Genomic DNA, 24,292 nt, shown 5'->3' on the forward strand with positions numbered 1-24,292 from the left:
CAAACTGCCAATTTGACGTCAAATTCTCTCAAATCAAGCATTAGCAAACGCCACGATCTGGTCCATGCAAACTTCGTCTGCCAGCACCGCAATATGCCCCAACCTGTTCGCCTGATGCAAGCGTACATTTCCCGCCAGCTCAGAGAGCATTTCACTATGTTTGAAGTCGGTGATTTTGTCCGCTGCATCGTGCAGGATCATGGCTTTCAGCTGCTTTCGTTGATTGAAATGCTCGGCCAATCCAGCGGGCATGAAGTCTGTGAATTTCAATCCCGTGGAATTTTCTAGGCCTGCTTGCAAACTCGCGCGAATGTCTTCGGATAAGAAATGCGCTTTTGCCCAAAGACCAGATAGTTTGTAGGTGTCGTAAAACGGTGCGATCAATACCAAGCGCTTGCAGGCAATCTCGCCATGCGCCGCCGCCCAAGAAGCTGCTGCGCCACCGAGAGAATGGCCCACCAAAACGTCGATTGCCCCAGCCGTCTTCTCCACATACTTAGCCACAGCTAGCAGCGTACCCAGTGCAATCGGCAGGCCGCCGAGCTTGCCTTCGCTGCGGCCATGCGCTAGATGATCAAACGCATGCACCTCAAAGCCTGCAGCGAGGGCTTTCTGGATCAGCAGAGCGAAATTCAGGGCATAGCCTTCCCAGCCGTGGCAGAGCAAGATGCGCCCGCGTGGTTTACTCTCTGGCTTCCATGTATAGCACTGCAGCCTCAACCCATCATGCGTGATCGTTGAAAGCTGGGCAGCGTCCATCATCTCGCGCAAGGGCTGCTCATGTGCTTTCCATTGCGCTGCCTTCCATCCGAAGAAACGCTGCGAATCATCGCGTAGGCGCGCCAGATCAGGCGTGCGCCGCGCGCTCTCAGGCAGCGTGCAAAACTGCTCCACCGCCAAGCGCTGCGCCTCAATTGGATCGCGCTTCATCGCGCCATTGAGCAGCTTACGCACCTTCATCACATTCGCTGCAAAGCGCAGCACATCGCCGCCTGTCGGATTGAGCATTTCTAGCATGTTTGACTTTTCTGAAAGACTATAATTAGTTCGTTATTTGACCAATTATAGTCAATTAACGAACCATATGCCAGCCACTCGATTGACATCCAACTCTAAAAAATCCAGTAAAAGCGCCTTGCCAGCTATTCCTCATGTGCGAGGCATGGGCGCTTGGCTAGCTGTTGTGCGCACGTATCAGCAATGCTCCGAAACGCTTTCCGAGGGCATCAAGCCGCTGGGCCTCAAGCTCGCACAGCATGATGTGATGATGAATTTGCTACAAAGCAACTCGCTCACCCAGCAAGAGCTCGCCCAGCGCAGCTTCGTCACCAAAAGTCATATGAGCGCTGTGCTCATGGAGATGGCTGAGCTCGGCTGGATCAGCCGCGAAGGCAGCGAGATGGACAAACGCAGCAAAGTGATCACGCTCAGCGCGCAAGGCCAAGAACTGGCTAGCCAAGCATTTGCCGTGCAGGCGCAGGTGGTGAATGTGATGATGGGTGATCTGAGCAACACGCAGATCGAAGAGATTCAGGATTTTTCGCTGAACGCGTATGAAGCTTTGGCGCAGCACCGCGTATCTATGCAAGACTGATGCCTCCTTGCTTGATGTCTATCACTCCTAATTAGATAGCATCTCGCGCAGTTTCTATGCCGGTAAACTGCCTAAAATACTTCAAATATCCATAAAAAAACCCGCTGATCGCTCAGCGGGTTTCTATTGCAGGCTTGATGAAGCTTTAAGCCTGAGTTCTCCTCGGATCTCCTCCGGGCAGTATTTTAGTGATGCGTGCCGTCCATGAACTGCTCGTCTTCCGTGGAGCCTTTGAGAGCTGCCGTAGAAGCGTTGGCTTCGATGGTGGTGGTCACGGCGTCGAAGTAACCGGTGCCCACTTCGCGCTGGTGTTTCACAGCGGTGAAGCCGCGCTCAGCTGCTTTGAACTCTTTCTCTTGCAGCTCAACGAAGGCGCTCATGTTGTTGCGAGCGTAGCCGTAGGCCAGATCAAACATGCCGTAGTTCAGTGAGTGGAAGCCAGCCAAGGTGATGAACTGGTACTTGTAGCCCATTGCGCCGAGTTCGCGCTGGAATTTGGCGATGGTTGCATCGTCCAAGTTCTTCTTCCAGTTGAAGGATGGTGAGCAGTTGTACGAGAGCAGCTTGCCAGGGAACTTGGCGTGGATCGCGTCAGCAAATGCTTTGGCGAAGGCCAAATCAGGCGTGCCGGTTTCGCACCAGATCAGGTCTGCGTACTCAGCGTAAGCCAAGCCACGGCTGATGGCTTGGTCGAGGCCGTTCTTCACGCGGTAGAAGCCTTCAACGGTGCGCTCGCCGGTGAGGAAAGGCTTGTCGTTGTCGTCGATGTCGCTGGTCACGAGGTTCGCGGCTTCTGCGTCGGTACGAGCGAGCAACACGGTAGGTGTGCCCATCACGTCGGCAGCCAAACGCGCTGCAACGAGCTTGCTCACAGCATCGCGTGTGGACACGAGCACTTTGCCGCCCATGTGGCCGCATTTTTTGGCAGCAGCCAATTGGTCTTCAAAGTGAACACCAGCAGCGCCTGCTTCGATCATGGCTTTCATGAGTTCGAATGCGTTCAACACGCCGCCGAAGCCAGCTTCTGCATCGGCCACGATAGGCGCGAAGTAGTCAACATAACCTGCATCGCCTGGGCCTTTGCCTTCGCTCCACTGGATCTGGTCAGCGCGGGTGAAGGTGGCGTTGATTTTCTTCACGACCTTTGGCACGGAATCCACAGAGTACAGAGACTGGTCTGGGTACATTTCGCCATTGCTGTTGGCATCGCCTGCGACTTGCCAGCCGGAGAGATAAATCGCTTTCAAGCCAGCCTTGACTTGCTGCATGGCTTGGTTGCCAGTCAACGCGCCGAGCGAGTTGATGAATGGCTCCGTGTTGATCAAATTCCACAGCTTCTCAGAGCCACGCTTGGCCAAGGTGTGGTCGATCTGCAGCGAGCCGCGCAGTTTTACCACTTCAGCAGCGGTGTAGCCGCGCTTGATGCCCTTCCAACGTGGGTTCGTCGCCCAGTCTTGCTCCAGTTGCGCAATTTGCTGTTCGCGGGTCAAGTTAGTCCAGTTGCTCATGATGATCACTCCATTTAAGTTAAGACAGTTAATCGAAAAGCCGATGAGCAACTATAACTCTTGTATAAGACTTATTTGCAATCTTGTGTCTTATAGAAGAGTAAATCTAAATTCAATAAAATCAATGAGTTATGAAGATTTTTCGTAATGCGGATAGATATTTCCCATATTGAGAAATAATGCGGCGTTGCAGCAAGAGCAATTTTTCAAATTATGAAATATACATTGCGCATCGTGATAATCAGATCGTGAGAAAACTCGCAGGTTTGCTTAGGCCAAACGTCCCGAAGCTTGCGCCCTGCCTGCTCACTTATCATTCCCCAATGAAAACATTCCACAACACCGCTCACCACATGCACGCAGGCAAACAAGAAATGTTTCGTGGCAAGCTGGTTGATTGCCATGAAGTGCCTGATCGCTTGGAATACGTGCTCGCTGAACTCAAGCGGCGCAAGATGGGCAATATCTTGGCGCCAGCAGACGATCTGCCTTTGCAAGCGGCTCTCGAAGCTGTGCACACCCGTGAGTATTTGGAGTTCTTAGCCACGGCTTGGGAGGATTGGGTGCAGCTTGACCCCACCAATGCGCAGCGTGATGCCTTGCCCTCCGTTTGGCCCCTCGCTCAAGCGCACGCATTCCGCCTTGACGCACCGCCGCTCAACTTCGCCGCACGCCTAGGCCAATACGCGTTCGACTCTGGCACGCCGCTCACCGCAGGTAGCTGGCAAGCCGCCCGCCAAGGCGCAGCCTGCGCATTAGCAGCCGTGCATGCCGTGCTCGCAGGCGAGCGCGCCGCCTTCGCCCTCACCCGTCCGCCCGGCCACCATGCTGGCCCCGCTTACATGGGTGGCTATTGCTTCATCAACAATGCCGCTGTGGCCGCGCAGGCTCTGAGAGATGTCGGCAAAAAGCGCGTCGCCATTCTCGATATTGATTACCACCACGGCAACGGTACACAAACCTGCTTTTACGAGCGCGCCGACATCTTCACCCTCTCGATCCACGGCGACCCGCGCACCGAATACCCCTTCTTCCTCGGCCATGCTGACGAGCGCGGCGCGGGCGCGGGAGCAGGCTTCAATCTCAACATACCGCTGCCGCGCGGCACAGGCTTCGAGCAATGGTTTGCCGCGCTCCAGCAAGCGATTGCGCAAGTGCGCCAATTCCAAGCCGAAGCCCTCGTTGTGCCGCTAGGCGTGGACACCTTTGAAGGCGACCCCATTTCCGGCTTCAAGCTGCGCAGCGCAGACTACCTGAGCATCGGCCAAGCCCTACGCGAGCTGGCCCTACCCACGGTGCTCACCTTTGAAGGCGGCTACGCGGTGGGCGAAGTGGGGGTGAATGTGGCGAATGTGCTGGAGGGGTTTGAGGCCTAGCATTTCGCCAGCAGCTCACCGAGCAGATCAGGAATAGGCAGGCAGCGCGGCGATACGCGCACGAGCGGCTGCGTATTCGCGCTTCAAGCGTGTAACCAGCTCGCCGGCTGAGGTGACTTCTTTGATCACACCGATACCTTGGCCGCAGCCCCAAATGTCTTTCCAGGCCTTTGCGCCACCGCTGGAGCCGAAGTTCATTTTGCTCGGGTCGCTCTCGGGCAGATTGTCTGGATCCATGCCGGCGTTTTTTATGCTGCCTTTGAGGTAGTTGCCATGCACGCCCGTGTAGAAATTGGAATAGACGATGTCATCCGAGTTGCACTCGGTGATCATCTTTTTGTACTCTTCAGCGGCGCGGGCTTCGTGCGTGGCGATGAAGGGGGAGCCGATGTAGGCCAAATCTGCGCCTGCGCATTGGGCGGCGAGGATGGCATCGCCGCTGGCAATGGAGCCTGAGAGGGCGATGGGGCCGTCAAACCACTGGCGGATTTCTTGCAGCATGGCAAATGGGCTCTTGGTGGACGCATGGCCGCCAGCGCCTGCTGCTACCGGGATGAGGCCGGTTGCGCCCTTCTCGATGGCTTTGCGAGCATAAACGTTGTTGATCACATCATGCAGCGTGATGCCGCCCCAGGCTTTCACGGCTTGGTTCACATCTTCACGCGCGCCTAAAGACGTGATGATGATGGGCACTTTGTATTTCTCGCAGAGCGCCATGTCGTGATCCAAGCGGTCGTTGCTTTTGTGGACGATTTGGTTGATGGCAAACGGCGCTGCTGGTTTGTCTGGATTGGCTTTGTTGTAAGCGGCCAGCTCCTCAGTGATTTCTTGCAGCCATTCACCCAACTGCTCAGCGGGGCGAGCATTGAGCGCGGGCATCGCGCCGACGACACCCGCTTTGCACTGGGCGATCACTAATTTCGGATTGCTGATGATGAAGAGTGGGCTGCCGATGACGGGGAAAGGCAGGTTTTGCAGGATGGGGGGGAGTTGGCGCATTTTTGTCTCGTTGATTGATGATTTGGGAACTCAAAGAATAGAACGCAAAAGACGCAAAAGTTACGCAGAAGGCGCAGAAAAGATTAATACCGATTTTGTATTTCTTTTTTGCGTTTTCTGCGTAACTTTTGCGTCTTCTGCGTTCAAATTTCTAGATTCAGAAAGCCTCTAAAGCAAGCGCGGTCACTGATTCGGCACCTTCAACAATGCTGTCTCGCACGCCAGGCGCTTTGCTCAGGATGTGGTCTGCGTAGAAGCGAGCCGTGGTGATTTTGGCTTTCATGAAGTCTGCGTCGTTGCCTGCGGCGAGCTCGTCTTCAGCCACTAGCAGAGAGCGAGCCATTTGCCAGCCTGCGAACACATTGCCTGCGAGCATGAGGTATGGCACGCTGCCGGAGAACACGGCGTTTGGAGAAGCCTTCGTATTGCCAGCCACGAATTCGATCACGTCGATGAGAGCCAAACGAGCAGCGGTCAAACGCTTGAGCACGGCGCGAGCATTCACGCTGTCGCGCGCAGCCAATGCTTTCTCAGTCGCTTCGATTTGCGCCACGATGGCTTTGGCGGTTTGGCCGCCATCACGGGCAGTCTTGCGGCCGACCAAATCGTTGGCTTGAATGGCTGTGGTGCCTTCATAGATCGTGAGAATCTTTGCATCGCGGTAATACTGCGCAGCGCCCGTCTCTTCGATGAAGCCCATGCCGCCGTGCACTTGCACGCCAAGGCTGGTGACTTCGAGGCTCATCTCGGTGGAGTAGCCTTTGACGAGCGGCACCATGAATTCATAGAAGGCAGCATTTTGTTTACGCACTTCGGCGTCAGGGTGATGATGCGCTGCATCAAACGCTGCCGCAGCACCCGCAGCCATCGCGCGGCAGCCTTCGGTGTAGGCGCGCATCGTCATGAGCATGCGCTTCACATCGGGGTGATGAATGATGGGGGCGCTGGCTGCAATCGAGCCGTCCACCGGGCGGCTCTGCACGCGGTCTTTCGCGTATTGCACGGCCTTTTGGTAAGCGCGCTCGGCCACAGCAATGCCTTGCATGCCCACGGCATAGCGAGCAGCATTCATCATGATGAACATGTATTCGAGGCCACGGTTTTCTTGGCCAACGAGATAACCAATCGCACCGCCGTTGTCGCCATATTGCAATACAGCCGTAGGCGAAGCCTTGATGCCCATCTTGTGCTCAATGCTCACGCAATGCACATCGTTGCGAGCGCCGAGCGAGCCATCTTTACCGACCATGAATTTCGGTACGACAAAGAGCGAAATACCCTTCACGCCCTCAGGTGCGCCCTGCACGCGAGCGAGCACGAGATGCACGATGTTTTCGGCCATGTCGTGTTCGCCGTAGGTGATGTAAATCTTGGTGCCGAAGATTTTGTAAGTGCCATCAGGCAGCGGCTCGGCGCGGGTTCGCACGAGAGCCAAGTCTGAACCGGCTTGTGGCTCGGTGAGGTTCATCGTGCCCGTCCATTGGCCGCTGACGAGTTTCTCAAGATAGGTAGCTTTGAGTTCATCAGAGCCAGCGGTGAGCAACGCCTCAATCGCGCCATCAGACAGCAAAGGGCACAACGCGAAGCTCATGTTCGCGCTGTTGCACATTTCAATGCAAGCCGCGCCAATGGTTTTGGGCAAGCCCTGCCCGCCAAAATCGGCCGGGTGCTGCAAACCTTGCCAGCCACCTTCGGTGTATTGCTTGAACGCCTCTTTGAAACCGGGCGTGGTGGTCACTTTGCCTTCTTTGAAGCTGCTGGGGTTGATGTCACCTGTCCAGTTCAGTGGGCTCAACACGCCTTCGTTGAACTTGGCGCATTCTTCAAGCACGGCTTGCGCAGTCTCATAGCCTGCGTCTTCGAAGCCGGGGATTTGGGCGACAGCATCAATATTGGCGATATGCTTGATGCCAAACAGCATATCTTTGAGGGGGGCTTTGTAGGTCATGTGTTGTCTCTAATGACTGAATGAATAGCGTGGAAAAACTAGAACGCAAAAGACGCAGAAGTTACGCAAAAGACGCGAAAAATACCAAAATCAAATCTTGTGTTTCTTCTGCGTTTTTTGCGCAATTTTTGCGTCTTTTGCGTTCAAAAATAAACGTGGAGTTCAGATCAAAGTTTGCTAACGAGCTCCGGCACTGCAGCAAATAAATCCGCTTCTAGCCCATAGTCAGCCACGCTGAAAATGGGGGCTTCTGCATCCTTGTTGATTGCCACGATGACCTTGCTGTCTTTCATGCCGGCCAAGTGTTGAATCGCACCAGAGATGCCGCATGCAACGTACAGCTGAGGCGCGACGATCTTGCCGGTTTGGCCGACTTGCCAGTCGTTGGGCGCGTAGCCTGCGTCCACTGCTGCGCGTGATGCGCCCAGAGCAGCGCCGAGTTTGTCGGCCAGCGGGGTCATCACTTCATTGAATTTCTCGCTGGAGCCTAAAGCGCGGCCACCGGAGACGATGATCTTGGCGGCGGTGAGTTCTGGGCGATCAAGCTTAGCGATTTCAGAGCCGACGAAGCTGCTCTTGCCAGAATCGGCAGCGGCTGCGGCGGTTTCAATCGCTGCCGAGCCGCCTGTGGCTGCTGCGGGATCGAAACCTGTGGTACGCACGGTGATGACTTTCACAGCATCTGCAGATTGCACAGTAGCAATCGCATTACCAGCGTAGATCGGGCGCTCAAACGTATCGGCACTTTCGACTTTGGTGATGTCGGAGATCTGACCGACATCGAGCTTTGCAGCAACGCGAGGCGCGATATTTTTGCCGGAAGCAGTGGCTGGGAACAAGATGTGTGAATAGCTAGATGCAATGGCTAGCACTTGTGCGGCCACATTCTCTGCCAAGCCGTTGGCAAACTGAGAGCCGTCCGCGTGAATCACTTTGCTCACACCAGCAACGGCTGCAGCTGCCGTAGCTGCTGCGCCAGCGCCGCTGCCCGCAACGAGCACATGCACATCACCGCCGCAAGCCAATGCTGCGGTCACGGTGTTCAGGGTGGCGCCTTTGATGGAGGCGTTGTCGTGTTCTGCAATAACGAGGGTTGTCATGTTGAGTCTCCCGATTAGATGACTTTGGAGGTGTTCTTGAGCTTGTCCACGAGCGTGGCGACATCAGGCACTTTGATACCAGCGCTGCGCTTAGGCGGCTCGCTCACTTTGAGCGTTTTGATGCGCGGCGCAACGTTCACACCGAGGTCTTCTGGCTTGAACACATCAAGCTGCTTTTTCTTGGCCTTCATGATGTTCGGCAGAGTCACGTAGCGTGGCTCATTCAAACGCAAATCGGTGGTGATGACGGCTGGCATGGTCACAGACAGAGTCTCCAAGCCGCCATCCACTTCACGTGTCACTTGTGCTTTACCGTCGGCCACTTCAACTTTCGATGCGAAAGTCGCTTGCGGCAGATCAGCCAAGGCAGCGAGCATCTGGCCGGTTTGGTTGCAATCATCATCAATCGCTTGCTTGCCGAGAATGATCAAACCAGGCTGCTCTTTGTCAACGATGGCTTTGAGCAATTTGGCCACGGCCAAAGGCTGAAGCTCTTCGCTCGTCTCCACCAAAATACCGCGATCTGCGCCAATGGCCATGGCTGTGCGCAGCGTCTCTTGGCATTGCGTGGGGCCGCAAGAAATCGCGATCACCTCGGTGGCCATGCCCTTCTCTTTCAGGCGCGTGGCTTCTTCCACGGCGATCTCATCAAAGGGGTTCATGCTCATTTTGACGTTGGCGATATCCACACCCGTGCCATCCGATTTCACGCGGACTTTCACGTTGTAGTCCACAACTCGCTTAACGGCGACCAATACCTTCATATGCTTGCGCTCCAGTTACTTTAGATTGACGTTTACGTAAACTGCACCATTGTAGGTTGCAGTGCAGCAAAACCTGGGCTTGCTGCACAGAAACCGTAAAAACGAACGGTCGTTCTTTTCTGTGAATTATAGGCAAGATGCAGGCTGCGAATAAGGCGGCTGCTCTAATTTTGTCAGCTGGCGGACAGTTCACCAACCCATCAGTTGGGAAACTCGGGTAAGTCAGTACGGCTCGAAGCAGATCTGAACGTTACATTGCTGCATTGCATCATTTTCTGTCCTTTTTATCTCAGGAGCTTCCATGAAATTCAAAGCCATCACTCTTGCGGCTTTCGCTATGACAAGCGGCCTCGCTGCGCAGGCTCAAACGGTGATCACCGCTTCCAGCTGGTTGCCTCCTACGCACACGCTCTCCATGGCGCAAAAAGAATGGTGCGATCTGCTTGAAAAGAACACCAGCGGCAAAATGAAATGCAATATCTTGCCCCGCGCTGTGTCTGCCCCACCCGGCACGTTTGATGCCGTGAAAAACGGCCTCGCCGATATCAGCTTCTCAGTGCAAGGCTACACGCCAGGCCGCTACCAATACACGCAGATGGCTGAGCTGCCTTTCTTGGGCAATTTCTCCGAGCCCATCTCCGTGGCTTACAACAAAGTGGCCATGAAAAATCCAGAATTCGCCGCTGAGCATCAGGGCATGAAAGTTATTTCTTTCTTCACGCACGGCCCCGGCATCGTGTTCAACACCAAGCGCCCGATTGCTAAGGTGGAAGATCTGGGTGGCTTGAAATTCCGCGTGGGCGGTGGCATGGTCAATGAGATCAGCAAAACGCTGGGCATGAACGTCACGCTCAAACCTGCGCCAGAATCCTTTGAGCTGCTCTCTGGCGGCGTGATGGACGGCACACTCTTCCCCGCTGAATCCACCGAATCCTTCCGCATCGACAAAATCATCCGCCACGCCACCACCTTCCCTGGAGGCCTCTACAACACGAGCTTTGCCTTCGTGATGAATGCAGATAAATACAACAAGCTGAGCGCTGACGAGAAGAAAGCTGTTGACGCGATCAGCGGCGAAGTCGCAGCGCGCATCTTCGGCCGTGGCTGGGATAAGGTTGACCGTCGCGCTATGGGCTTGATGCAAGCCAACAATGTGCAGATCGTGAAAGCCGATGCGAAATTTGTTGCGGACGTGAAAGCCAAAACGGCTGGCCTCGAAGCCAAATGGGTAGCAGACTCGCAAGCCAAGGGTCTGAAAAACGCAGCGGCTGTGCTCGCCGAATTCCGCGCTGAGATTGCCAAGGCTGAGAAGTAACATCGGTCTAACCGAAGGAACGCAAAAGACGCAAAAATTTCGCAGAAGACGCAAAAGTACGGTTGCTTTTCTGCGTCTTTTGTGTTTTTTCTGCGGATTTTGCGTTCTTCTTTTTTGCTCGCTAAAAATCTATGCGCCTCCAGCTCCAATCCCTGCTCGATAAACTCTGCGGCCTGCTCTGCGCCGCAGCTTTGTTTGCCATCATGGTGCTCACGTTTTTTGATGTGGGCGGGAGGAAGTTGCTCTCGCAGTCCATTCCCGGCTCTCTGGAGCTTACTGAGCTTTTGATGGTGATCGTGATCTTTGCAGGCTTGCCTTTGGTGAGCGAGCGCGGTGAGCATGTGATTTTTGATTCGCTGGATAGCGTGTGGCCGGCATGGCTGGTGAAGATTCAAAAAGCCTTTGTGCATATCGTCTGCGCTGTGTTGATGATGGCGTTGGCGGCATTGATGTGGAAAACGGGCGCACAGTTTGCTGAATACGGTGAGACGACTGCGCAGCTCAAAATCAGTAAGGCGCCTTTCATTTACGGCATGGCAGTGTTTTGCGCTGTCACTGGACTGGTGCATCTCGCCCTAGCCTTCTTCCCTGGTCGTGAGGCTGGAGAGGGTGAAGGAGCAGCACTATGACCGAAGCACTCCTAGGCTTCGCAGCCATCTTCATCATGGCGCTCTTGCGCATGCCGCTGGCTTTTGCCATGGGTATCGTCGGCGTGGTCGGCATGGGGCTCACGCGCGGTTGGAATCCCGCCTTTGCCAGCGCCGCTCAGGTGGTGCAAGAAACGGGGTTTGCCTACACACTCTCCGTGATCCCACTCTTCATCCTCATGGGCAATTTCGTCGCACGCGCTGGCCTTGCGCATGAGCTTTTCGCCGCGGCCTACGCCTTCATCGGCCATCTGCGTGGCGGCTTAGCGCATGCCACGGTGCTCGCCTGCGCGGGCTTCGGCGCGATATGCGGCTCATCCATTGCCACAGCGGCCACCATGAGCAAAGTGGCCTACCCGAGCATGAAAAAGCTCGGCTATTCTGATTCGCTCTCCACAGGCGTGATGGCCGCTGGCGGCACGCTGGGCATCATGATCCCGCCATCGACCATCATGGTGATCTACGGCATCGTGACAGAGACGAACATCGGCAAGCTCTTCGCGGCTGGCGTGATCCCCGGCTTGATCACTGCAGCTTGCCTCATGCTCTGCATCGTGATGATGACCAAGCGCGATCCTGAGCACGCCCCTGCCGGCGAGAAGACTTCTTGGCCAGACCGCTGGAAAGCTTTGCGTGGCATTTGGGGTGTGATCCTGTTGGTATTGGTCGTGCTCGGCGGCATATACGGCGGCGTGTTCACGGCTACCGAGGGCGCTGGCATCGGCGCTTCAGGTGCGTTCATCTTCGCTCTCGCGCGCAAGCGGCTCACTTGGCGTGTGCTCTTTCAAGTGCTCGTGGAATCTGCTCGCACCACGGCCATGCTTTTCACTTTGTTGATCGCCGCCACCATCTTCGCAAACTTTGTGAATTTCACATCCCTCCCCGGCGATCTCAAAACCTGGATCACCAGCCAAGGCCTCTCCCCCGTGATGATCATCGCAGCCATGATGCTGATTTACGTGATCCTGGGCACGGTGATGGAAGAGCTGACCATGGTGCTGCTCACCATCCCCCTTTTCTTCCCCATCGTCACAGCGCTTGGCTTTGATCCCGTTTGGTTCGGCGTGCTGATCGTCATGATCGTACAAATCGGCCTGATCTCACCGCCAGTGGGCATGAATCTCTTTGTGCTCAATGCGCTGCTGCCAAAAGTCGGCCTAGGAAACATCTTCCGAGGCTGCTGGCCTTTCGTGCTCACGATGATTGGTGTATTGATACTGCTGGTGGCGTTTCCGCAGATCAGCCTGTGGCTGCCTTCTTTGATGAAATAATGCTGTTTTAGGCAGTTTGACGGCACGAATACTGCGCAAGCAGCTATTATTTTGATAGTGTTAAGTCGCTGCTGTCTGCAAGCGTAAAAACTTCTGATACAGCGTCTCGCGATTCTCTAAATGCTGCGGATGTGGATCGATGCATGCAACGGGGCAAACCTGCACGCATTGCGGCTCATCAAAATGCCCCACGCATTCCGTACATTTGTGTGGATGGATTTCGTAAATTTCCTTGCCCATGTAGATCGCTTCATTCGGGCATTCGGGCTCGCAGACATCGCAGTTGATGCATTCGTCAGTGATGAGTAAAGCCATATTGTGTACCTCAAGCTTGTAACTTGGGGCGATGCGCAGCTTCCAAAGCCTGCGCCACCGCTGGGCTCACCAACTTGCTCACATCACCGCCCAGCTTGCTGATCTCGCGCACCAGCGTGGAGCTGATGCATTGCAGATCAGGCGTGGGGGTGAGAAACATCGTATCCACTGAGCCACGCAGCTTGCGATTCATCGCGGCCATCTGGGCTTCGTAATCCAAATCGGTTGCATTGCGAATCCCGCGCGCGATGGTCTGCGCTCCTTGTGCAGAGCAGAAATCCACGATCAAGCCGTCAAACGACACGACCTGCACATTTGCTATGCTTTTAAGAGCTGCTTGCGCAAGCTCTATGCGCTCTGGAAGCGGAAACAGCGTTTTTTTACTGTGCGCGACAGACACCGCCACGATCAAGGTATCAAACATTTTGGCTGCGCGCCCAATTACATCCTCATGACCAAGGGTGATGGGGTCAAACGTGCCGGAATAGACTGCGATGCGTTTCATAACGTAAGGATAAGCTGAACAAGCCTGCTGCGCGATTCAAACTCGCTTTCGGGCGATCTGCGTCGCAAGAAAAGCCTCGCTTGAGTACCACTCAAGCCATGTTTTTCGCCCAGCATCTCATCCCGAAATCAAGCCTGCTTTATCGCGCGGCTTGTCCAGCATATCCTTAATGATACGCCGCTCAAGCCCGCAAGACTTTCTGAAAGGTTTCTCCCGCTAACTTCAGCATAGGAGGTGCAGACTTATTCCAAGCCCAGCTCTTGAATCTTACGTGTGATGGTGTTGCGCCCAATGCCCAGCTTGACGGCGGCTTCGATTCTGCGGCCACGGGTGGTAGACAAAGCAGCTTGAATCAAGCGGCTCTCAAACCGGCGAGTGAGCTCGTCCCAAGTCGTGCCTTCTTGCTTGGCCAAAAGCGCCAAGGCTTCCAGTTCCAAAGCCGTTTCCCAGTCTGCGGCATGGCCGTTGATCTGTGCTGCAGCGCTTGCATGAGTGCGCGGTGAGTGAACAGATGCCGCCTCTAATGCTGTGTTCTCTTCTGATTTTTTTACATGAAAAGCATCAGTCGCCGGCGTAGAATCTGCGCGAGATGCTATTGAATTGGTAGTATTTGCCGTAACGATGGCAGCTTCTCCGAGCACCTCTGGCGGCAAGTCTTTCACATCGATCGTCTGCGCGGGTGCCATCACGGTGAGCCAGTGGCACATGTTTTCCAGCTGGCGCACGTTGCCGGGGAAATCGAATTGGCTGATTTTGGCCAGCGCTGCTGCTGAGATGCGCTTGGGCTCTGCACCGAGCTGTTTGGCGCTGACTTGTAGGAAATGTTTGACCAAATCGGCGATGTCTTCGCGGCGCTCGCGCAAGGCGGGTAGGCGCAGGCGAATGACGTTGAGGCGGTGAAACAGGTCTTCGCGGAAGCTGCCGTCTTCGACGCGCTGCTCGAGATTTTGATGCGTGGCGGCGATCACGCGAACATTAGATTTGACCGGGCTGTGGCCACCGACGCGGTAGAAATGGCCATCAGACAAAACGCGCAGCAAGCGAGTTTGCAGATCAAAGGGCATATCGCCAATTTCATCGAGAAATAACGTACCGCCATCAGCCTGCTCAAAGCGCCCTCTTCGCATCGTCTGCGCACCCGTGAACGCGCCGCGCTCGTGGCCGAAGAGCTCAGATTCGAGCAAATCTTTGGGAATGGCGGCCGTATTGATGGCAATGAACGAAGCATTGGCGCGAGGCGAATGCTTATGCAACGCGCGAGCCACCAGCTCTTTACCAGAACCCGACTCTCCAGTGATCAGCACCGTGACATTGCTTTGGCTGAGCTTGCCAATTGCGCGAAACACATCTTGCATGGCCGGCGCTTGGCCGAGCATCTCTTGGCTTCCGCCCTGCTTCGCGGCATCCAGTGCCACTTCTTCACGCTGGCTTTCATGCACGGCGCGATGAATCAACTCCACGGCTTTGGAGATATCGAAAGGCTTGGGCAAATATTCGAATGCGCCTTTTTGGAAGGCGCTCACGGCACTGTCCAAATCCGAGAAAGCCGTCATGATGATGATCGGCAGGTTGGGGGCGGTTTCTTTGATTTTGGCGATCAAATCCAGACCCGAGCCGCCGGGCATGCGGATATCGCTCACGAGCACTTGGGGCATGGGCTCTTCGCCATCAGCCCTGCCCGCATCTTTCAAGGCAGAGAGCACATCGCGTGGGTTGGTGAAGCTGCGTGTAGGCAGGTCTTCACGTGCTAAGGCTTTTTCCAGCACGAAGCGGATGGACTGGTCGTCGTCAACAATCCAAATGGGTTTCATGCCTTGTGTGTCCTCGAATCCTGGGCTGCTGTAGGGAGCGTGTTCATGGAAGTGGAATGGTGATTTTGAATTCCGTTCTTCCGGGCTGGCTTTCCACTTCGATCAAACCCTCGTGCTGTTGCACAAAGGTCTGCGCCAAAGTCAGCCCGAGACCGGAGCCGCCTTCTCTGCCACTGACCAGCGGGTAGAAAATGCGATCCTTGATCTCGGGTGGAATGCCAGGCCCGTTGTCCTGAATATGCAATTCCAGTGCCAACCTGTGGCGGCGCTTGCCTAAAGTGACTTGCCTAGCGATTCGTGTTTTGAAAACAATGCGGGCATCGCCTTCTGCCATACGCTCAGGCAGCACTTGCGCGGCGTTGTGGGCGATATTGAGCACCGTTTGAATCAGTTGCTCCTTGTCGCCTCTGAAATCGGGGATGGAGGTGTCATAGTCGCGCACGACCTTCAGGCCTTTGGGAAATTCCGCCACGATCAGGGAGCGCACCCGCTCACACACCTCATGAATGTTCACATCGCCAATCTCGCGTGGCTTGCGATGCGGCTCCAGCAGGCGATCCACCAAGGTTTGCAAGCGATCCGCCTCATGGATGATGACTTGGGTGTATTCGGTGAGGCTCTTAGCTTTTTCGGTATCTGAGAGCTCCAATTGCAGAAGCTGCGCGGCGCCGCGAATGCCGCCTAATGGATTTTTGATCTCGTGCGCCAGATTGCGAATCAGCTCTTTGTTGGCCAGAGCTTGCGTCGCATTGCGTTCCTCACGATCGAGCTTTTCTTGGGCTTCCTGCGGCAGCATCTCCACGATCACTTCTAAGCGATCTTCGGTTTGCGTGATGATCACATGAACCGGAATGGGCTCTGCTGCCAACCTGGAGCCATGCGGCTGCAAAAGCGCGTCGTAGCGCAGAGACGCAAAGGCATTGGCCGCCACGCCATCTAGCGCTGCTTGCAGGGCTTGTGGCTCCACAAAATCCTTGCAGAGATTGCTACTCTCAATCGCGCGACGCGACGCACCCAAAGCATCTTCGAGCGCAGCGTTGGCATAGATCACTTGACCACGCAAATCCACCACGGCCACAAGGCTGGAGAGTAAATCAAAGGCTTGGAAGCGGGTGCGCGGCATGTTGGAGGACGATAAATGCAATTCAAATGCAATGAAAAAAGGGGCTTGATCAAGCCCCTCTATGGTAATGCGATGAAACAGCTTACCTGCTGGCTGAGCTAGGCTGGGTGCGGCCGATCTCGCGTTTGATGCCCGCGATATCGCTGTCGTTGCGGGCGATTTGGGCTTTCATCTCTTTCACGCGATCAAGATAGAGCTGGTTGTTGCGCATTTCTGCACCGCGCTTCTCTGGCTCGCCGTTGTTGTATTCCTTGAGCAATTCGGCCTGCTTGGCTTCCACCTTTTTGAGTTCGGATTCGAGGATGGCGCGGGCATCGCTGTCACGGTTGCGCTGCTCGGCGGTATCGATTCGGCTGGGAGCGGGTGCGGCATTGCCGGCTGGCGTGGCTGCTGCGACGCGCACATCGCCGCTGCCTGCGGCTGGTGCACGTGGTTTGGGCGCTGTGACGACAGTGAGATTGCCGCCTTCCACCAATTTGCAGCCTTTCTCGGCGGCGGTGGTGGCATTGTTGGTGTATTCGTTGCCCGAGCAGCGGTAGATGCGGTCTTGCGCAAAAGCGCTCGTGGCAAACAAAGCGGCAATGCTCACTACTAAAAGATGAGCACTCCGCGCAGATTCCATGCCGGCAAACGGCTGATTCTTCATAAAATTCTTCATACAACGGCTCCAAGTACATTTTGAGCGTGAACTCGCAGTATGAAGCAATTTCTCAAATGTCGCAAATAACTTATTGTTCTATAAGGATTTATTCATAAAAAAAGGACGGTGAACCGTCCTTTTTTCGTCACACTGGAACGAATTACAGTGAATAGTACATGTCGAACTCGATTGGATGCGTCGTCATGCGGAAACGCGTGACTTCTTGCATCTTGAGTTCGATGTAAGCGTCGATCATGCTGTCGGAGAACACGCCGCCTTTGGTCAAGAAGCTGCGGCCCTTGTCCAGATAGTCGAGCGCTTGATCCAAGCTGTGGCAGACGGTTGGCACTTTTGCATCTTCCTCTGGGGGCAGATGGTAGAGATCCTTCGTCGCGGCTTCGCCTGGATGGATTTTGTTTTCCACGCCGTCGAGACCCGCCATAAGCATCGCTGCAAAGCCGAGGTAAGGGTTCATCAGTGGATCTGGGAAGCGAGCCTCGATGCGGCGGGCTTTGTCAGAAGCAACGTGAGGAATACGGATCGAAGCAGAGCGATTGCGGCTGGAGTAAGCCAGCTTCACAGGCGCTTCGAAACCAGGAACCAAGCGCTTGTAGCTGTTGGTGCCAGGGTTGGTGATCGCGTTCAGAGCGCGAGCATGCTTGATGATGCCGCCGATGTAGTACAGGGCGAAATCAGACAGGCCTGCGTAGCCGTTGCCAGCAAACAGGTTCTTGCCGTCTTTCCAGACGGACTGGTGAACGTGCATACCGGAACCGTTGTCGCCAACGAGTGGCTTGGGCATGAAGGTAGCGGTTTTGCCATAGGCGTTTGCCACGTTCCAGACGGTGTACTTCAAGAGCTGTGTCCAGTCAGCGCGCTGCACCAGCGTGCTGAATTTCGTGCCGATTTCGTTTTGGCCAGCGCCAGCGACTTCGTGGTGGAACACTTCAACGGGGATGCCGAGCGATTCGAGAATCAGGCTCATCTCAGCGCGCATGTCTTGCGTGCTGTCAACGGGAGGCACTGGGAAGTAGCCGCCTTTAACTGTTGGGCGATGGCCTTTGTTGCCGCCTTCGATTTTCTTGGAGGTGTTCCAAGGAGCCTCGTACTCGTCGATCTTGACGAAAGAGCCAGACATGTCTGCACCCCAACGCACGTCGTCGAAGATGAAGAATTCTGGCTCGGGGCCGAAGTAAGCGGTGTCGCCGTGGCCGGAAGACTTGAGGTAGGCTTCAGCGCGCTTGGCAATCGAACGTGGATCACGGTCGTAGGCCTTGCCATCACCAGGTTCCAACACATCGCAAGAGAGGATCAGGGTCGTCTCTTCGAAGAAAGGATCGATGTTGGCGGTGGTTGGGTCTGGCATGAGCAACATGTCAGAGGCTTCAATGCCCTTCCAGCCAGCGATAGAAGAACCATCAAACGCGTGGCCTTCTTTGAACTTGCCTTCGTCGAAATGGGACACAGGCACGGAAACGTGCTGCTCTTTGCCTTTGGTATCGGTGAAACGGAAATCGACGAATTTGACTTCGTTGTCTTTCACCATCTTGATCACGTCTGCGACGGTCTTGGCCATCAAATGCTCCTGGTTGGTTGGATGATTGAGAAAATATTCGAGGTTGTAGCTCTTAGGCCTAACTGTATGCACAAGTCGTGCCACAGAACAGTGCAATAAATGCTCTTCGCGAAACCCTTGATTGTGCGCGATTTTTGACCTGGATTCAGCTTCTAGATGTACGCCTGACGGCGAACTGAATCTCAAAGACGCGCTTATTTGTGCACGATCATGGTGCAATGCACGAAATTCGTGCATTTCCAAAAGTGCCACGAAATGGTGCGTAGATTTATCTGCTCAGTTCTGGGCCCAGCTTAGCGCCAAACTTTGCCAAACCTGCGAGCAGCTGCGCATAGGCGGCATCCAACACGCCTTGGCCTTTCACGCCCAGCTCGATGTGCCTTCCGTATTGCGGATGATCCACGCTCGGCAGGCTAAACACCTTGATGCCCGGATGATCCGCTTCCACCTGCTCCATCAGCGGCGTGAGCGTGGCCTCCATCGCGCCCATCACGATCACGGATTTTTCTTGCGTTGATACGGCGCGATGCAGATTCTTGTATGTCGTATCCAGCACCCATTCCATCATGGGCCAGGCCATCACGGGAAAGCCAGGAAAGAAATGCACGCTGCCGCAGCTGAAGCCTGCGATCTTGTTATACGGATTGGGAATGATCTCTGCGCCCACAGGAAACACGCCCATGTTGAGCCGATGAATATTGTCTGGGCGATCAGGCTCATAAGGCACGCCCTGCTCTTTCGCCACATCTTGCATGCGCTCGCGAATCAGCGCCTCGGCTTGGCGGTGCAAAGCCAGCTCGCGGCCCAGCGCCTTGGCAGCGCATTGGCGGGTATGGTCATCCGGCGTAGCGCCGATGCCGCCGGTGGAAAACACGATATCGCCTGAATCAAAGGCGCGTTTTAAAGCAGCCGTGATGCGCTGCGGATCATCGCCCACATATTCCGCACCTTCTAGCGCAAGCCCTCGTGTGGCGAGTAATTCAATGGCTTTGGAGAGGTGTTTGTCTTGGCGCTTGCCGGAGAGGATTTCATCGCCAACGATGATGAGGTGAAAACGTGGGTTAGGAGCTGTCATGGAAGTTTTTTAGGAGAAACATCAGTGATCGTGTTGTCTGGCGCAGGCGTACGATTCACTATCAAATCAGGAGCACTCTGCGCAGATTCTATGCCGGCAACCATCGGTTTTGGCTTAGAAATATCTTCTTTACGTATACGATCCAGCGCGTCCATACAAAAATGCGCAAACCACAGCGATGAAAACGCAAATACCAGCGTGTAAACCCAAATCGCCGCCACGATGAAGATCGGCGCGAACACGACGAACATCACGCCCGAAGCCCAAAGCAACGTAGGCGCAGCGCCCAGATAGCCCGCCACCACGCCCATGCCCAAGAGCTGCATGCGATGGCGCTTCATCACTTCCCTGCGCTCCTCGGCGCTGGCATGCTCAGCCAAGGCATCAAAAGCCATCACGCGATACGTGAGCCAGCCCCAAATCAGCGGCGGCACGATCAAAATCAAGGGCGGAATCAGCCACAGCGGGATCGAAGCAAGCAGCGCGATCACGGCCATCACCACCGCGCCAAACGACCACATCACACTCGCAAAAATCCCCGCACCCTTCTTGCGCTCCAGCTTGTCAAAGCGCCGCTCCGCCACCAAAGACACCATCGCCGGTGTCATGAGAAAAGCCACAAACAGCAGCGAGCCGATCACCACCAGCGGTGTAGCCGCGAGAATCACAAACAGCGGCGCAATCGCAGCCTTCAGCCCTCCAAAGCCCATGCCCTCCAGCCAACCAATCCCACGCGAGAGCCAATCGCTACTGAGCAGCCAAGCATTGACTGTTGTGATCGTGCTGTCCCAAAAGAAATAGCCAAACACACCGGCGATGGCCACCATCAGCACCAAAGGCACGAGCGAGAGCGCGATCACGCGCGGGTGCAGGCAATACGCAGCAGCGCGCCAGAAGGCATCCAAAATCTGTTTCATGCGCTAAGGATACAGGGATTTGCTTTTGCTTTGCTGCCTTGTGCGTTGATCCACGGCTTCGCTTTGGACACGACCCGCTCACCTGCCACGTGACGTGCCCGAAAAAGCCGAGGCCTTTCCTGATGGTGCTCTTACCGGGATACTACGAGCTGCGATCTTTTGTAGCAATGATTACGTGGTTGGCCGCGCCCGACCGGGAAAGGCTTCGTTTTTTCAGACCCATCACGCGGCGGATTGAGGTTTCTGGTATGTCGCTTTGCTCCTCATAAAATACATCCTGCTTTGCACCTTGTTTGCTTTAATTCCTAGGCTCAATAGCGCTTAATCATGATCAAGCCATTTCTTACCCTTTTTATTGCCTCAGTCCTTTCGGCTCAGGTGTTATCACAACCATCACGCGGCTTCGACGATAGTGCAACGAATCTGATGGTCGTCCTTCGTGAATCGCCGGGCGTAAACAAGCAAACCGAGACACTTGTGCCGACTGGCAAGGCCAAGGCTAAACTCCAAGACGGTCGAGAGATTGAGATCGACACAGGTTGGTTCGAGTACCTTGGTGACATGCATGTTCGATTTGTCTTCGACACACCTACCAGCATGCCAAACGCATCGCCCAAAGATCTTGAGCGTCTTGCGCTTACGCCAGATGCCGCTCTTGAACTCGCTGTTCGCAACATCAAACGCGTATATGGCAACCCGCAAACTGTGCCTTGGAATGACCTTTTTGAAGTCAAAGGTAAATCTCCAGACTTGGACAGCAGCTACTTCTTGGACAAAGACTTCTGGAACGCCCAACTAAAAAAGCACCCTGAAGGTGTTGTAGCGCTTGTAGCCAAGCGAGGAGGCTTGCTGTTTGCACCGCTGACGGACGTCAAAGCTGTTGATGGAATGAAAAAATCAGTTGCCCATTTGCATTCAAGCAGTGAGCGCATGCGCGTCTCTTCAGCGCTCTACTTATTCAAAGAAGGCAAATGGTCGGTGTACCAAGCCCCTGCTGCTGCGCGCCCGCAGTGAGACAGACCCCATCTACCTAGCCACTCAACATGAAACATCGCATAGCTGCCGGTGTCATTGTCGAACATGACCACCGTATCTTGCTTGTCCGTCACACAAAGCCCGACGTGTATGACTTCTGGGTCGCTCCGGGCGGTGGTGCGGAAGGGACTGAAGACTTGCTTGCCACTGCCAAGCGCGAAGTCTTCGAAGAAAGTGGGCTACATGTTGAGCCTCTTCAACTTGCTTACATTGAAGAGTTCTCAAACCCTCACACTCGTGAATGCAAGCTATGGTTCACCGGACGACTGCTCGGCGGCAAGATCAGCACCGAGGCGGTTGAGGCGAAACGCGAGCACATCACTGAAGCCGCTTGGCTGAGCAAGAGCGAGTTTGAAGGAAAGACGGTCTTTCCTCCTATGCTTCATGCTGAATACTGGAAAGACAAAGAGAATGGCTTCGCCTTTCCTCGCTACGTTGGGCTGCGTGCCATGGAGTTCTACTAATTTAACGCTAAATTGCCACCTCGCCGGCATAGAATCTGCACAAACAGCTACGAAATTCATAGTAAGCAGCGACGCGCCAACCACCTCCACCCGCTACGTGATGGATCTGAAAAAACGAAGGCTTTCTTAGTCGGGCGCGGCCAACCATGCAATCATCGCTACAAAAGATGGCAGCTCGGGAAACCATGCACAGAGCGCCGATAAGAAAGCCCTCGGCTTTTTCGGGCACGTCACGTGGCAGGCGAGCGGGTCGCGTGTGAGCGAAGCAAGCGCGTAAACAGAACCAAAGCCCAGAACAATGCGAAAATAGCGGATTAACCAGTAATTCACCGCAAAGCACTCAATCATGGACGCAGAACAAATCAACGCCATCGGCAGCAAACTCACCGATCTGGCCGCCCGCACCCTCGATCTTCGGGGGTATCTTTGACTACGAGAAGAAGTCACACCGTCTCGATGAAGTCAATGCCGCGTTAGAAGACCCGACCGTCTGGAACGATCCGAAAAAAGCCCAGGAGCTGGGCAAAGAAAAGCGCCAGCTTGAAACTGTGGTGGGCAATCTCACGACGCTGGATCGTGATTTGACTGATAACACCGAGCTCTACGAGATGAGCAAAGAGGAAGGCGATATCGCTAGCCTCAAAACGATTGCTGATGATGCAGCCCGCCTCGAATCCATCGTCAAAGACCTCGAATTCAAGCGCATGTTCAATCAGCCCGCTGACCCGAGCCATGCCTTCCTAGACATTCAAGCCGGCGCAGGCGGCACAGAAGCTTGCGATTGGGCGAGCATGCTCTTGCGCCAATACCTGCGCTACGCCGAGCGCAAAGGCTTCAAAGCCATCATTGACGAAGAAACGCCCGGCGATGTGGCCGGTATCCGCTCGGCCAGTATCAAGATCGAGGGCGATTACGCATTTGGCCTGCTGCGCACGGAAACTGGCGTGCATCGCTTGGTGCGCAAATCGCCTTTCGATTCATCGGGCGGGAGGCACACCAGCTTTGCCAGCGTTTTTGTCTATCCCGAGGTGGACGACACGATTGAGATCGACATCAACCCGGCTGATGTGCGAACCGACACCTATCGCGCATCCGGCGCAGGCGGCCAGCACATCAACAAGACCGATTCCGCTGTGCGCCTCACGCACATTCCCACCAACATCGTCGTCACCTGCCAAGATGGCCGCAGCCAACACAGCAACCGCGATGTCGCATGGAAGCGCCTGCGCTCGCGCCTGTACGACTTTGAGATGCGCAAGCGCATGGAAGCGCAGCAAAAGCTCGAAGACACGAAGACCGACGTGGGCTGGGGCCACCAAATTCGCAGTTACGTACTGGACAACAGCCGCATCAAAGACCTGCGCACCGGCGTGGAGATTTCTGCAACGCAGAAAGTGCTGGACGGCGACTTGGACGATTTCATTGAGGCCAGCCTGAAACAAGGAGTTTGATCATGAAGCTTTGCAATTTCGATGTTGGCCTTGATAAGCGCTTTTTCCTCATCGCGGGCACTTGCTCGATTGAGGGATTGGAGATGTCAATTGACGTGGCTGGCAAGCTCAAGGAAGTGACTTCCAAGCTCGGCATCCCGCTGATCTACAAAGGCTCGTTTGACAAAGCCAATCGCTCCTCGGGTAACACCAAGCGCGGCGTGGGTATGGAGAATGGCCTGAAGATTTTGGATGAAGTGCGCAGGCAGCTTGGCCTACCGATCCTCACCGATGTGCATGAAGCGGATCAGGTGAATGAAGTGGCTAGCGTGGTCGATGTATTGCAAACCCCCGCCTTCCTCTGCCGCCAAACCGATTTCATCCGCGCTGTGGCGCAAAGCGGCAAGCCAGTGAACATCAAAAAAGGCCAGTTTCTTGCGCCTTGGGACATGAAAAACGTGATCGACAAAGCGCGCGCGGCAGCAGCGGAAAAAGGCTTGGAGCAAAACAACTTCCTCGCCTGCGAGCGCGGCGTGAGCTTTGGCTACAACAACCTCGTGGCTGACATGACTTCTCTTGCAGAGATGCGCAACAGCGGCGCGCCCGTGGTGTTTGACGTGACGCATTCCGTGCAAAAGCCCGGCGGCATGGGCACCAGCTCAGGCGGCGCGCGAGAGATGGTGCCTGTACTCGCACGTGCTGGCGTGGCTGTGGGCGTGGCCGGTTTGTTCATGGAAACGCATCCCAAACCTTCTGAAGCGTGGTCTGACGGTGCGAACGCTGTGCCGCTGCATCACATGAAGGCTCTGCTGGAAAGCTTGGTCGAACTCGATTCCGTAACCAAAAAGAACCCGCTGTTAGAGGCGAATTTCAATTAAT

The 24,292-nt window shown here is 55.0% G+C and carries 23 protein-coding genes; 9 read left to right on the forward strand and 14 right to left on the reverse strand.

From position 1 onward, the window contains the following. Nucleotides 1–33: 33 nt before the first annotated feature. Nucleotides 34–1,017 carry an alpha/beta hydrolase gene (locus KIH26_RS07210; RefSeq protein WP_213443727.1) on the reverse strand — a complete coding sequence of 328 codons (984 nt, stop codon included), beginning with the start codon at nt 1,015–1,017 and terminating at the stop codon, nt 34–36. Between the two features lie 67 nt (nt 1,018–1,084). Here KIH26_RS07210 and KIH26_RS07215 point away from each other — a divergent pair, with 67 nt between their 5' ends. After that, the gene (locus KIH26_RS07215) at nt 1,085–1,594 is read left to right on the forward strand and encodes a MarR family winged helix-turn-helix transcriptional regulator (protein WP_213443728.1); all 510 of its coding nucleotides are present in this window, start codon (nt 1,085–1,087) and stop codon (nt 1,592–1,594) included. 185 nt (nt 1,595–1,779) lie between these two features. On the opposite strand, the gene aceA is transcribed toward KIH26_RS07215, so the two are convergent. Further along, nucleotides 1,780–3,084, reverse strand: a complete 1,305-nt coding sequence (gene aceA, locus KIH26_RS07220; protein ID WP_213444770.1) for an isocitrate lyase — start codon at nt 3,082–3,084, stop codon at nt 1,780–1,782. Nucleotides 3,085–3,425: 341 nt separating this feature from the next. Here aceA and KIH26_RS07225 point away from each other — a divergent pair, with 341 nt between their 5' ends. After that, nucleotides 3,426–4,478, forward strand: a complete 1,053-nt coding sequence (locus KIH26_RS07225; RefSeq protein WP_213443730.1) for a histone deacetylase family protein — start codon at nt 3,426–3,428, stop codon at nt 4,476–4,478. 27 nt (nt 4,479–4,505) lie between these two features. Here KIH26_RS07225 and KIH26_RS07230 read toward each other — a convergent pair whose 3' ends face one another. From KIH26_RS07230 to KIH26_RS07245, 4 genes are all read right to left on the reverse strand, one after another. Then, nucleotides 4,506–5,477 (reverse strand): NAD(P)H-dependent flavin oxidoreductase, encoded by a 972-nt coding sequence (locus KIH26_RS07230; RefSeq protein WP_213443731.1) that lies wholly within the window; start codon nt 5,475–5,477, stop codon nt 4,506–4,508. 157 nt (nt 5,478–5,634) lie between these two features. Further along, a complete protein-coding gene (locus tag KIH26_RS07235) occupies nt 5,635–7,425 on the reverse strand; it encodes an acyl-CoA dehydrogenase (RefSeq protein ID WP_213443732.1) in 1,791 nt (596 codons plus the stop codon). A gap of 167 nt (nt 7,426–7,592) precedes the next feature. Further along, nucleotides 7,593–8,525, reverse strand: a complete 933-nt coding sequence (locus KIH26_RS07240; RefSeq protein WP_213443733.1) for an electron transfer flavoprotein subunit alpha/FixB family protein — start codon at nt 8,523–8,525, stop codon at nt 7,593–7,595. 14 nt (nt 8,526–8,539) lie between these two features. After that, nucleotides 8,540–9,289 carry an electron transfer flavoprotein subunit beta/FixA family protein gene (locus tag KIH26_RS07245; protein WP_213443735.1) on the reverse strand — a complete coding sequence of 250 codons (750 nt, stop codon included), beginning with the start codon at nt 9,287–9,289 and terminating at the stop codon, nt 8,540–8,542. A 301-nt stretch (nt 9,290–9,590) separates the two neighbouring features. On the opposite strand from KIH26_RS07245, the gene KIH26_RS07250 reads away from it, so the two are divergent. The 3 genes from KIH26_RS07250 (at nt 9,591) to KIH26_RS07260 (ending at nt 12,522) form a co-directional block, all read left to right on the forward strand. Continuing rightward, a complete protein-coding gene (locus tag KIH26_RS07250) occupies nt 9,591–10,604 on the forward strand; it encodes a TRAP transporter substrate-binding protein (protein ID WP_213443736.1) in 1,014 nt (337 codons plus the stop codon). Nucleotides 10,605–10,735: 131 nt separating this feature from the next. Further along, entirely contained in the window at nt 10,736–11,233 is a 498-nt protein-coding gene (locus KIH26_RS07255) for a TRAP transporter small permease (RefSeq protein WP_213443737.1), read from the forward strand. Continuing rightward, nucleotides 11,230–12,522, forward strand: a complete 1,293-nt coding sequence (locus tag KIH26_RS07260; protein WP_213443738.1) for a TRAP transporter large permease — start codon at nt 11,230–11,232, stop codon at nt 12,520–12,522. The genes KIH26_RS07255 and KIH26_RS07260 overlap by 4 nt, the downstream gene beginning before the upstream one ends. Before the next feature lie 60 nt (nt 12,523–12,582). Here KIH26_RS07260 and KIH26_RS07265 read toward each other — a convergent pair whose 3' ends face one another. The 8 genes from KIH26_RS07265 to KIH26_RS07300 form a co-directional block, all read right to left on the reverse strand. Continuing rightward, nucleotides 12,583–12,837, reverse strand: a complete 255-nt coding sequence (locus KIH26_RS07265; RefSeq protein WP_213443740.1) for a YfhL family 4Fe-4S dicluster ferredoxin — start codon at nt 12,835–12,837, stop codon at nt 12,583–12,585. Between the two features lie 10 nt (nt 12,838–12,847). Next, on the reverse strand, nt 12,848–13,342 hold the full coding sequence (gene coaD / locus KIH26_RS07270) for a pantetheine-phosphate adenylyltransferase (RefSeq protein ID WP_213443741.1): 495 nt from the start codon (nt 13,340–13,342) through the stop codon (nt 12,848–12,850). Nucleotides 13,343–13,584: 242 nt separating this feature from the next. After that, nucleotides 13,585–15,153, reverse strand: coding sequence for a nitrogen regulation protein NR(I) (gene ntrC, locus KIH26_RS07275; RefSeq protein WP_213443742.1), 1,569 nt, complete (start codon nt 15,151–15,153; stop codon nt 13,585–13,587). A gap of 43 nt (nt 15,154–15,196) precedes the next feature. After that, on the reverse strand, nt 15,197–16,276 hold the full coding sequence (gene glnL / locus KIH26_RS07280; RefSeq protein WP_213443744.1) for a nitrogen regulation protein NR(II): 1,080 nt from the start codon (nt 16,274–16,276) through the stop codon (nt 15,197–15,199). Nucleotides 16,277–16,358: 82 nt separating this feature from the next. Then, the gene (locus tag KIH26_RS07285; RefSeq protein WP_249660997.1) at nt 16,359–16,934 is read right to left on the reverse strand and encodes a hypothetical protein; all 576 of its coding nucleotides are present in this window, start codon (nt 16,932–16,934) and stop codon (nt 16,359–16,361) included. 142 nt (nt 16,935–17,076) lie between these two features. After that, a complete protein-coding gene (glnA, locus tag KIH26_RS07290; protein ID WP_213443745.1) occupies nt 17,077–18,492 on the reverse strand; it encodes a type I glutamate--ammonia ligase in 1,416 nt (471 codons plus the stop codon). A gap of 268 nt (nt 18,493–18,760) precedes the next feature. Then, nucleotides 18,761–19,567: a competence/damage-inducible protein A gene (locus tag KIH26_RS07295; protein WP_213443746.1), complete on the reverse strand. Its 807-nt coding sequence runs from the start codon at nt 19,565–19,567 to the stop codon at nt 18,761–18,763. After that, nucleotides 19,564–20,484 (reverse strand): EI24 domain-containing protein, encoded by a 921-nt coding sequence (locus KIH26_RS07300; RefSeq protein WP_213443747.1) that lies wholly within the window; start codon nt 20,482–20,484, stop codon nt 19,564–19,566. Before KIH26_RS07300 ends, KIH26_RS07295 begins: the two co-directional genes overlap by 4 nt. A gap of 327 nt (nt 20,485–20,811) precedes the next feature. On the opposite strand from KIH26_RS07300, the gene KIH26_RS07305 reads away from it, so the two are divergent. From KIH26_RS07305 to kdsA, 4 genes are all read left to right on the forward strand, one after another. After that, nucleotides 20,812–21,498 (forward strand): DUF1444 domain-containing protein, encoded by a 687-nt coding sequence (locus tag KIH26_RS07305; RefSeq protein ID WP_213443749.1) that lies wholly within the window; start codon nt 20,812–20,814, stop codon nt 21,496–21,498. Nucleotides 21,499–21,527: 29 nt separating this feature from the next. Continuing rightward, nucleotides 21,528–21,983 (forward strand): NUDIX domain-containing protein, encoded by a 456-nt coding sequence (locus KIH26_RS07310; protein WP_213443750.1) that lies wholly within the window; start codon nt 21,528–21,530, stop codon nt 21,981–21,983. A gap of 346 nt (nt 21,984–22,329) precedes the next feature. Next, nucleotides 22,330–23,434 (forward strand): peptide chain release factor 2 gene (gene prfB, locus KIH26_RS07315; RefSeq protein ID WP_213443751.1). Its coding sequence is split into 2 segments (ribosomal slippage): nt 22,330–22,410 and nt 22,412–23,434, totalling 1,104 coding nucleotides; the frame shifts between segments, so codons are not numbered across the junction. 2 nt (nt 23,435–23,436) lie between these two features. Further along, nucleotides 23,437–24,291, forward strand: a complete 855-nt coding sequence (gene kdsA, locus KIH26_RS07320) for a 3-deoxy-8-phosphooctulonate synthase (RefSeq protein WP_213443753.1) — start codon at nt 23,437–23,439, stop codon at nt 24,289–24,291. Nucleotide 24,292 lies beyond the last annotated feature (1 nt).

This window comes from Variovorax sp. PCZ-1, from assembly GCF_018413605.1.
In the GTDB taxonomy this organism is placed as follows: domain Bacteria; phylum Pseudomonadota; class Gammaproteobacteria; order Burkholderiales; family Burkholderiaceae_C; genus JANMDU01.

What these genes read in the sequence shown, in the direction of transcription:
- KIH26_RS07215 (WP_213443728.1), top strand. Translation starts at nt 1,085, where the DNA reads ATGCCAGCCACTCGATTGACATCCAACTCTAAAAAATCCAGTAAAAGC.
- KIH26_RS07250 (WP_213443736.1), top strand. Translation starts at nt 9,591, where the DNA reads ATGAAATTCAAAGCCATCACTCTTGCGGCTTTCGCTATGACAAGCGGC.
- KIH26_RS07225 (WP_213443730.1), top strand. Translation starts at nt 3,426, where the DNA reads ATGAAAACATTCCACAACACCGCTCACCACATGCACGCAGGCAAACAA.
- KIH26_RS07300 (WP_213443747.1), bottom strand. Translation starts at nt 20,484, where the DNA reads ATGAAACAGATTTTGGATGCCTTCTGGCGCGCTGCTGCGTATTGCCTG.
- glnA (WP_213443745.1), bottom strand. Translation starts at nt 18,492, where the DNA reads ATGGCCAAGACCGTCGCAGACGTGATCAAGATGGTGAAAGACAACGAA.
- KIH26_RS07310 (WP_213443750.1), top strand. Translation starts at nt 21,528, where the DNA reads ATGAAACATCGCATAGCTGCCGGTGTCATTGTCGAACATGACCACCGT.
- KIH26_RS07285 (WP_249660997.1), bottom strand. Translation starts at nt 16,934, where the DNA reads ATGAAGAATTTTATGAAGAATCAGCCGTTTGCCGGCATGGAATCTGCG.
- coaD (WP_213443741.1), bottom strand. Translation starts at nt 13,342, where the DNA reads ATGAAACGCATCGCAGTCTATTCCGGCACGTTTGACCCCATCACCCTT.
- glnL (WP_213443744.1), bottom strand. Translation starts at nt 16,276, where the DNA reads ATGCCGCGCACCCGCTTCCAAGCCTTTGATTTACTCTCCAGCCTTGTG.
- KIH26_RS07305 (WP_213443749.1), top strand. Translation starts at nt 20,812, where the DNA reads ATGATCAAGCCATTTCTTACCCTTTTTATTGCCTCAGTCCTTTCGGCT.
- KIH26_RS07265 (WP_213443740.1), bottom strand. Translation starts at nt 12,837, where the DNA reads ATGGCTTTACTCATCACTGACGAATGCATCAACTGCGATGTCTGCGAG.
- kdsA (WP_213443753.1), top strand. Translation starts at nt 23,437, where the DNA reads ATGAAGCTTTGCAATTTCGATGTTGGCCTTGATAAGCGCTTTTTCCTC.
- ntrC (WP_213443742.1), bottom strand. Translation starts at nt 15,153, where the DNA reads ATGAAACCCATTTGGATTGTTGACGACGACCAGTCCATCCGCTTCGTG.
- KIH26_RS07260 (WP_213443738.1), top strand. Translation starts at nt 11,230, where the DNA reads ATGACCGAAGCACTCCTAGGCTTCGCAGCCATCTTCATCATGGCGCTC.
- KIH26_RS07210 (WP_213443727.1), bottom strand. Translation starts at nt 1,017, where the DNA reads ATGCTAGAAATGCTCAATCCGACAGGCGGCGATGTGCTGCGCTTTGCA.
- KIH26_RS07240 (WP_213443733.1), bottom strand. Translation starts at nt 8,525, where the DNA reads ATGACAACCCTCGTTATTGCAGAACACGACAACGCCTCCATCAAAGGC.
- KIH26_RS07235 (WP_213443732.1), bottom strand. Translation starts at nt 7,425, where the DNA reads ATGACCTACAAAGCCCCCCTCAAAGATATGCTGTTTGGCATCAAGCAT.
- KIH26_RS07295 (WP_213443746.1), bottom strand. Translation starts at nt 19,567, where the DNA reads ATGACAGCTCCTAACCCACGTTTTCACCTCATCATCGTTGGCGATGAA.
- KIH26_RS07230 (WP_213443731.1), bottom strand. Translation starts at nt 5,477, where the DNA reads ATGCGCCAACTCCCCCCCATCCTGCAAAACCTGCCTTTCCCCGTCATC.
- KIH26_RS07245 (WP_213443735.1), bottom strand. Translation starts at nt 9,289, where the DNA reads ATGAAGGTATTGGTCGCCGTTAAGCGAGTTGTGGACTACAACGTGAAA.
- KIH26_RS07255 (WP_213443737.1), top strand. Translation starts at nt 10,736, where the DNA reads ATGCGCCTCCAGCTCCAATCCCTGCTCGATAAACTCTGCGGCCTGCTC.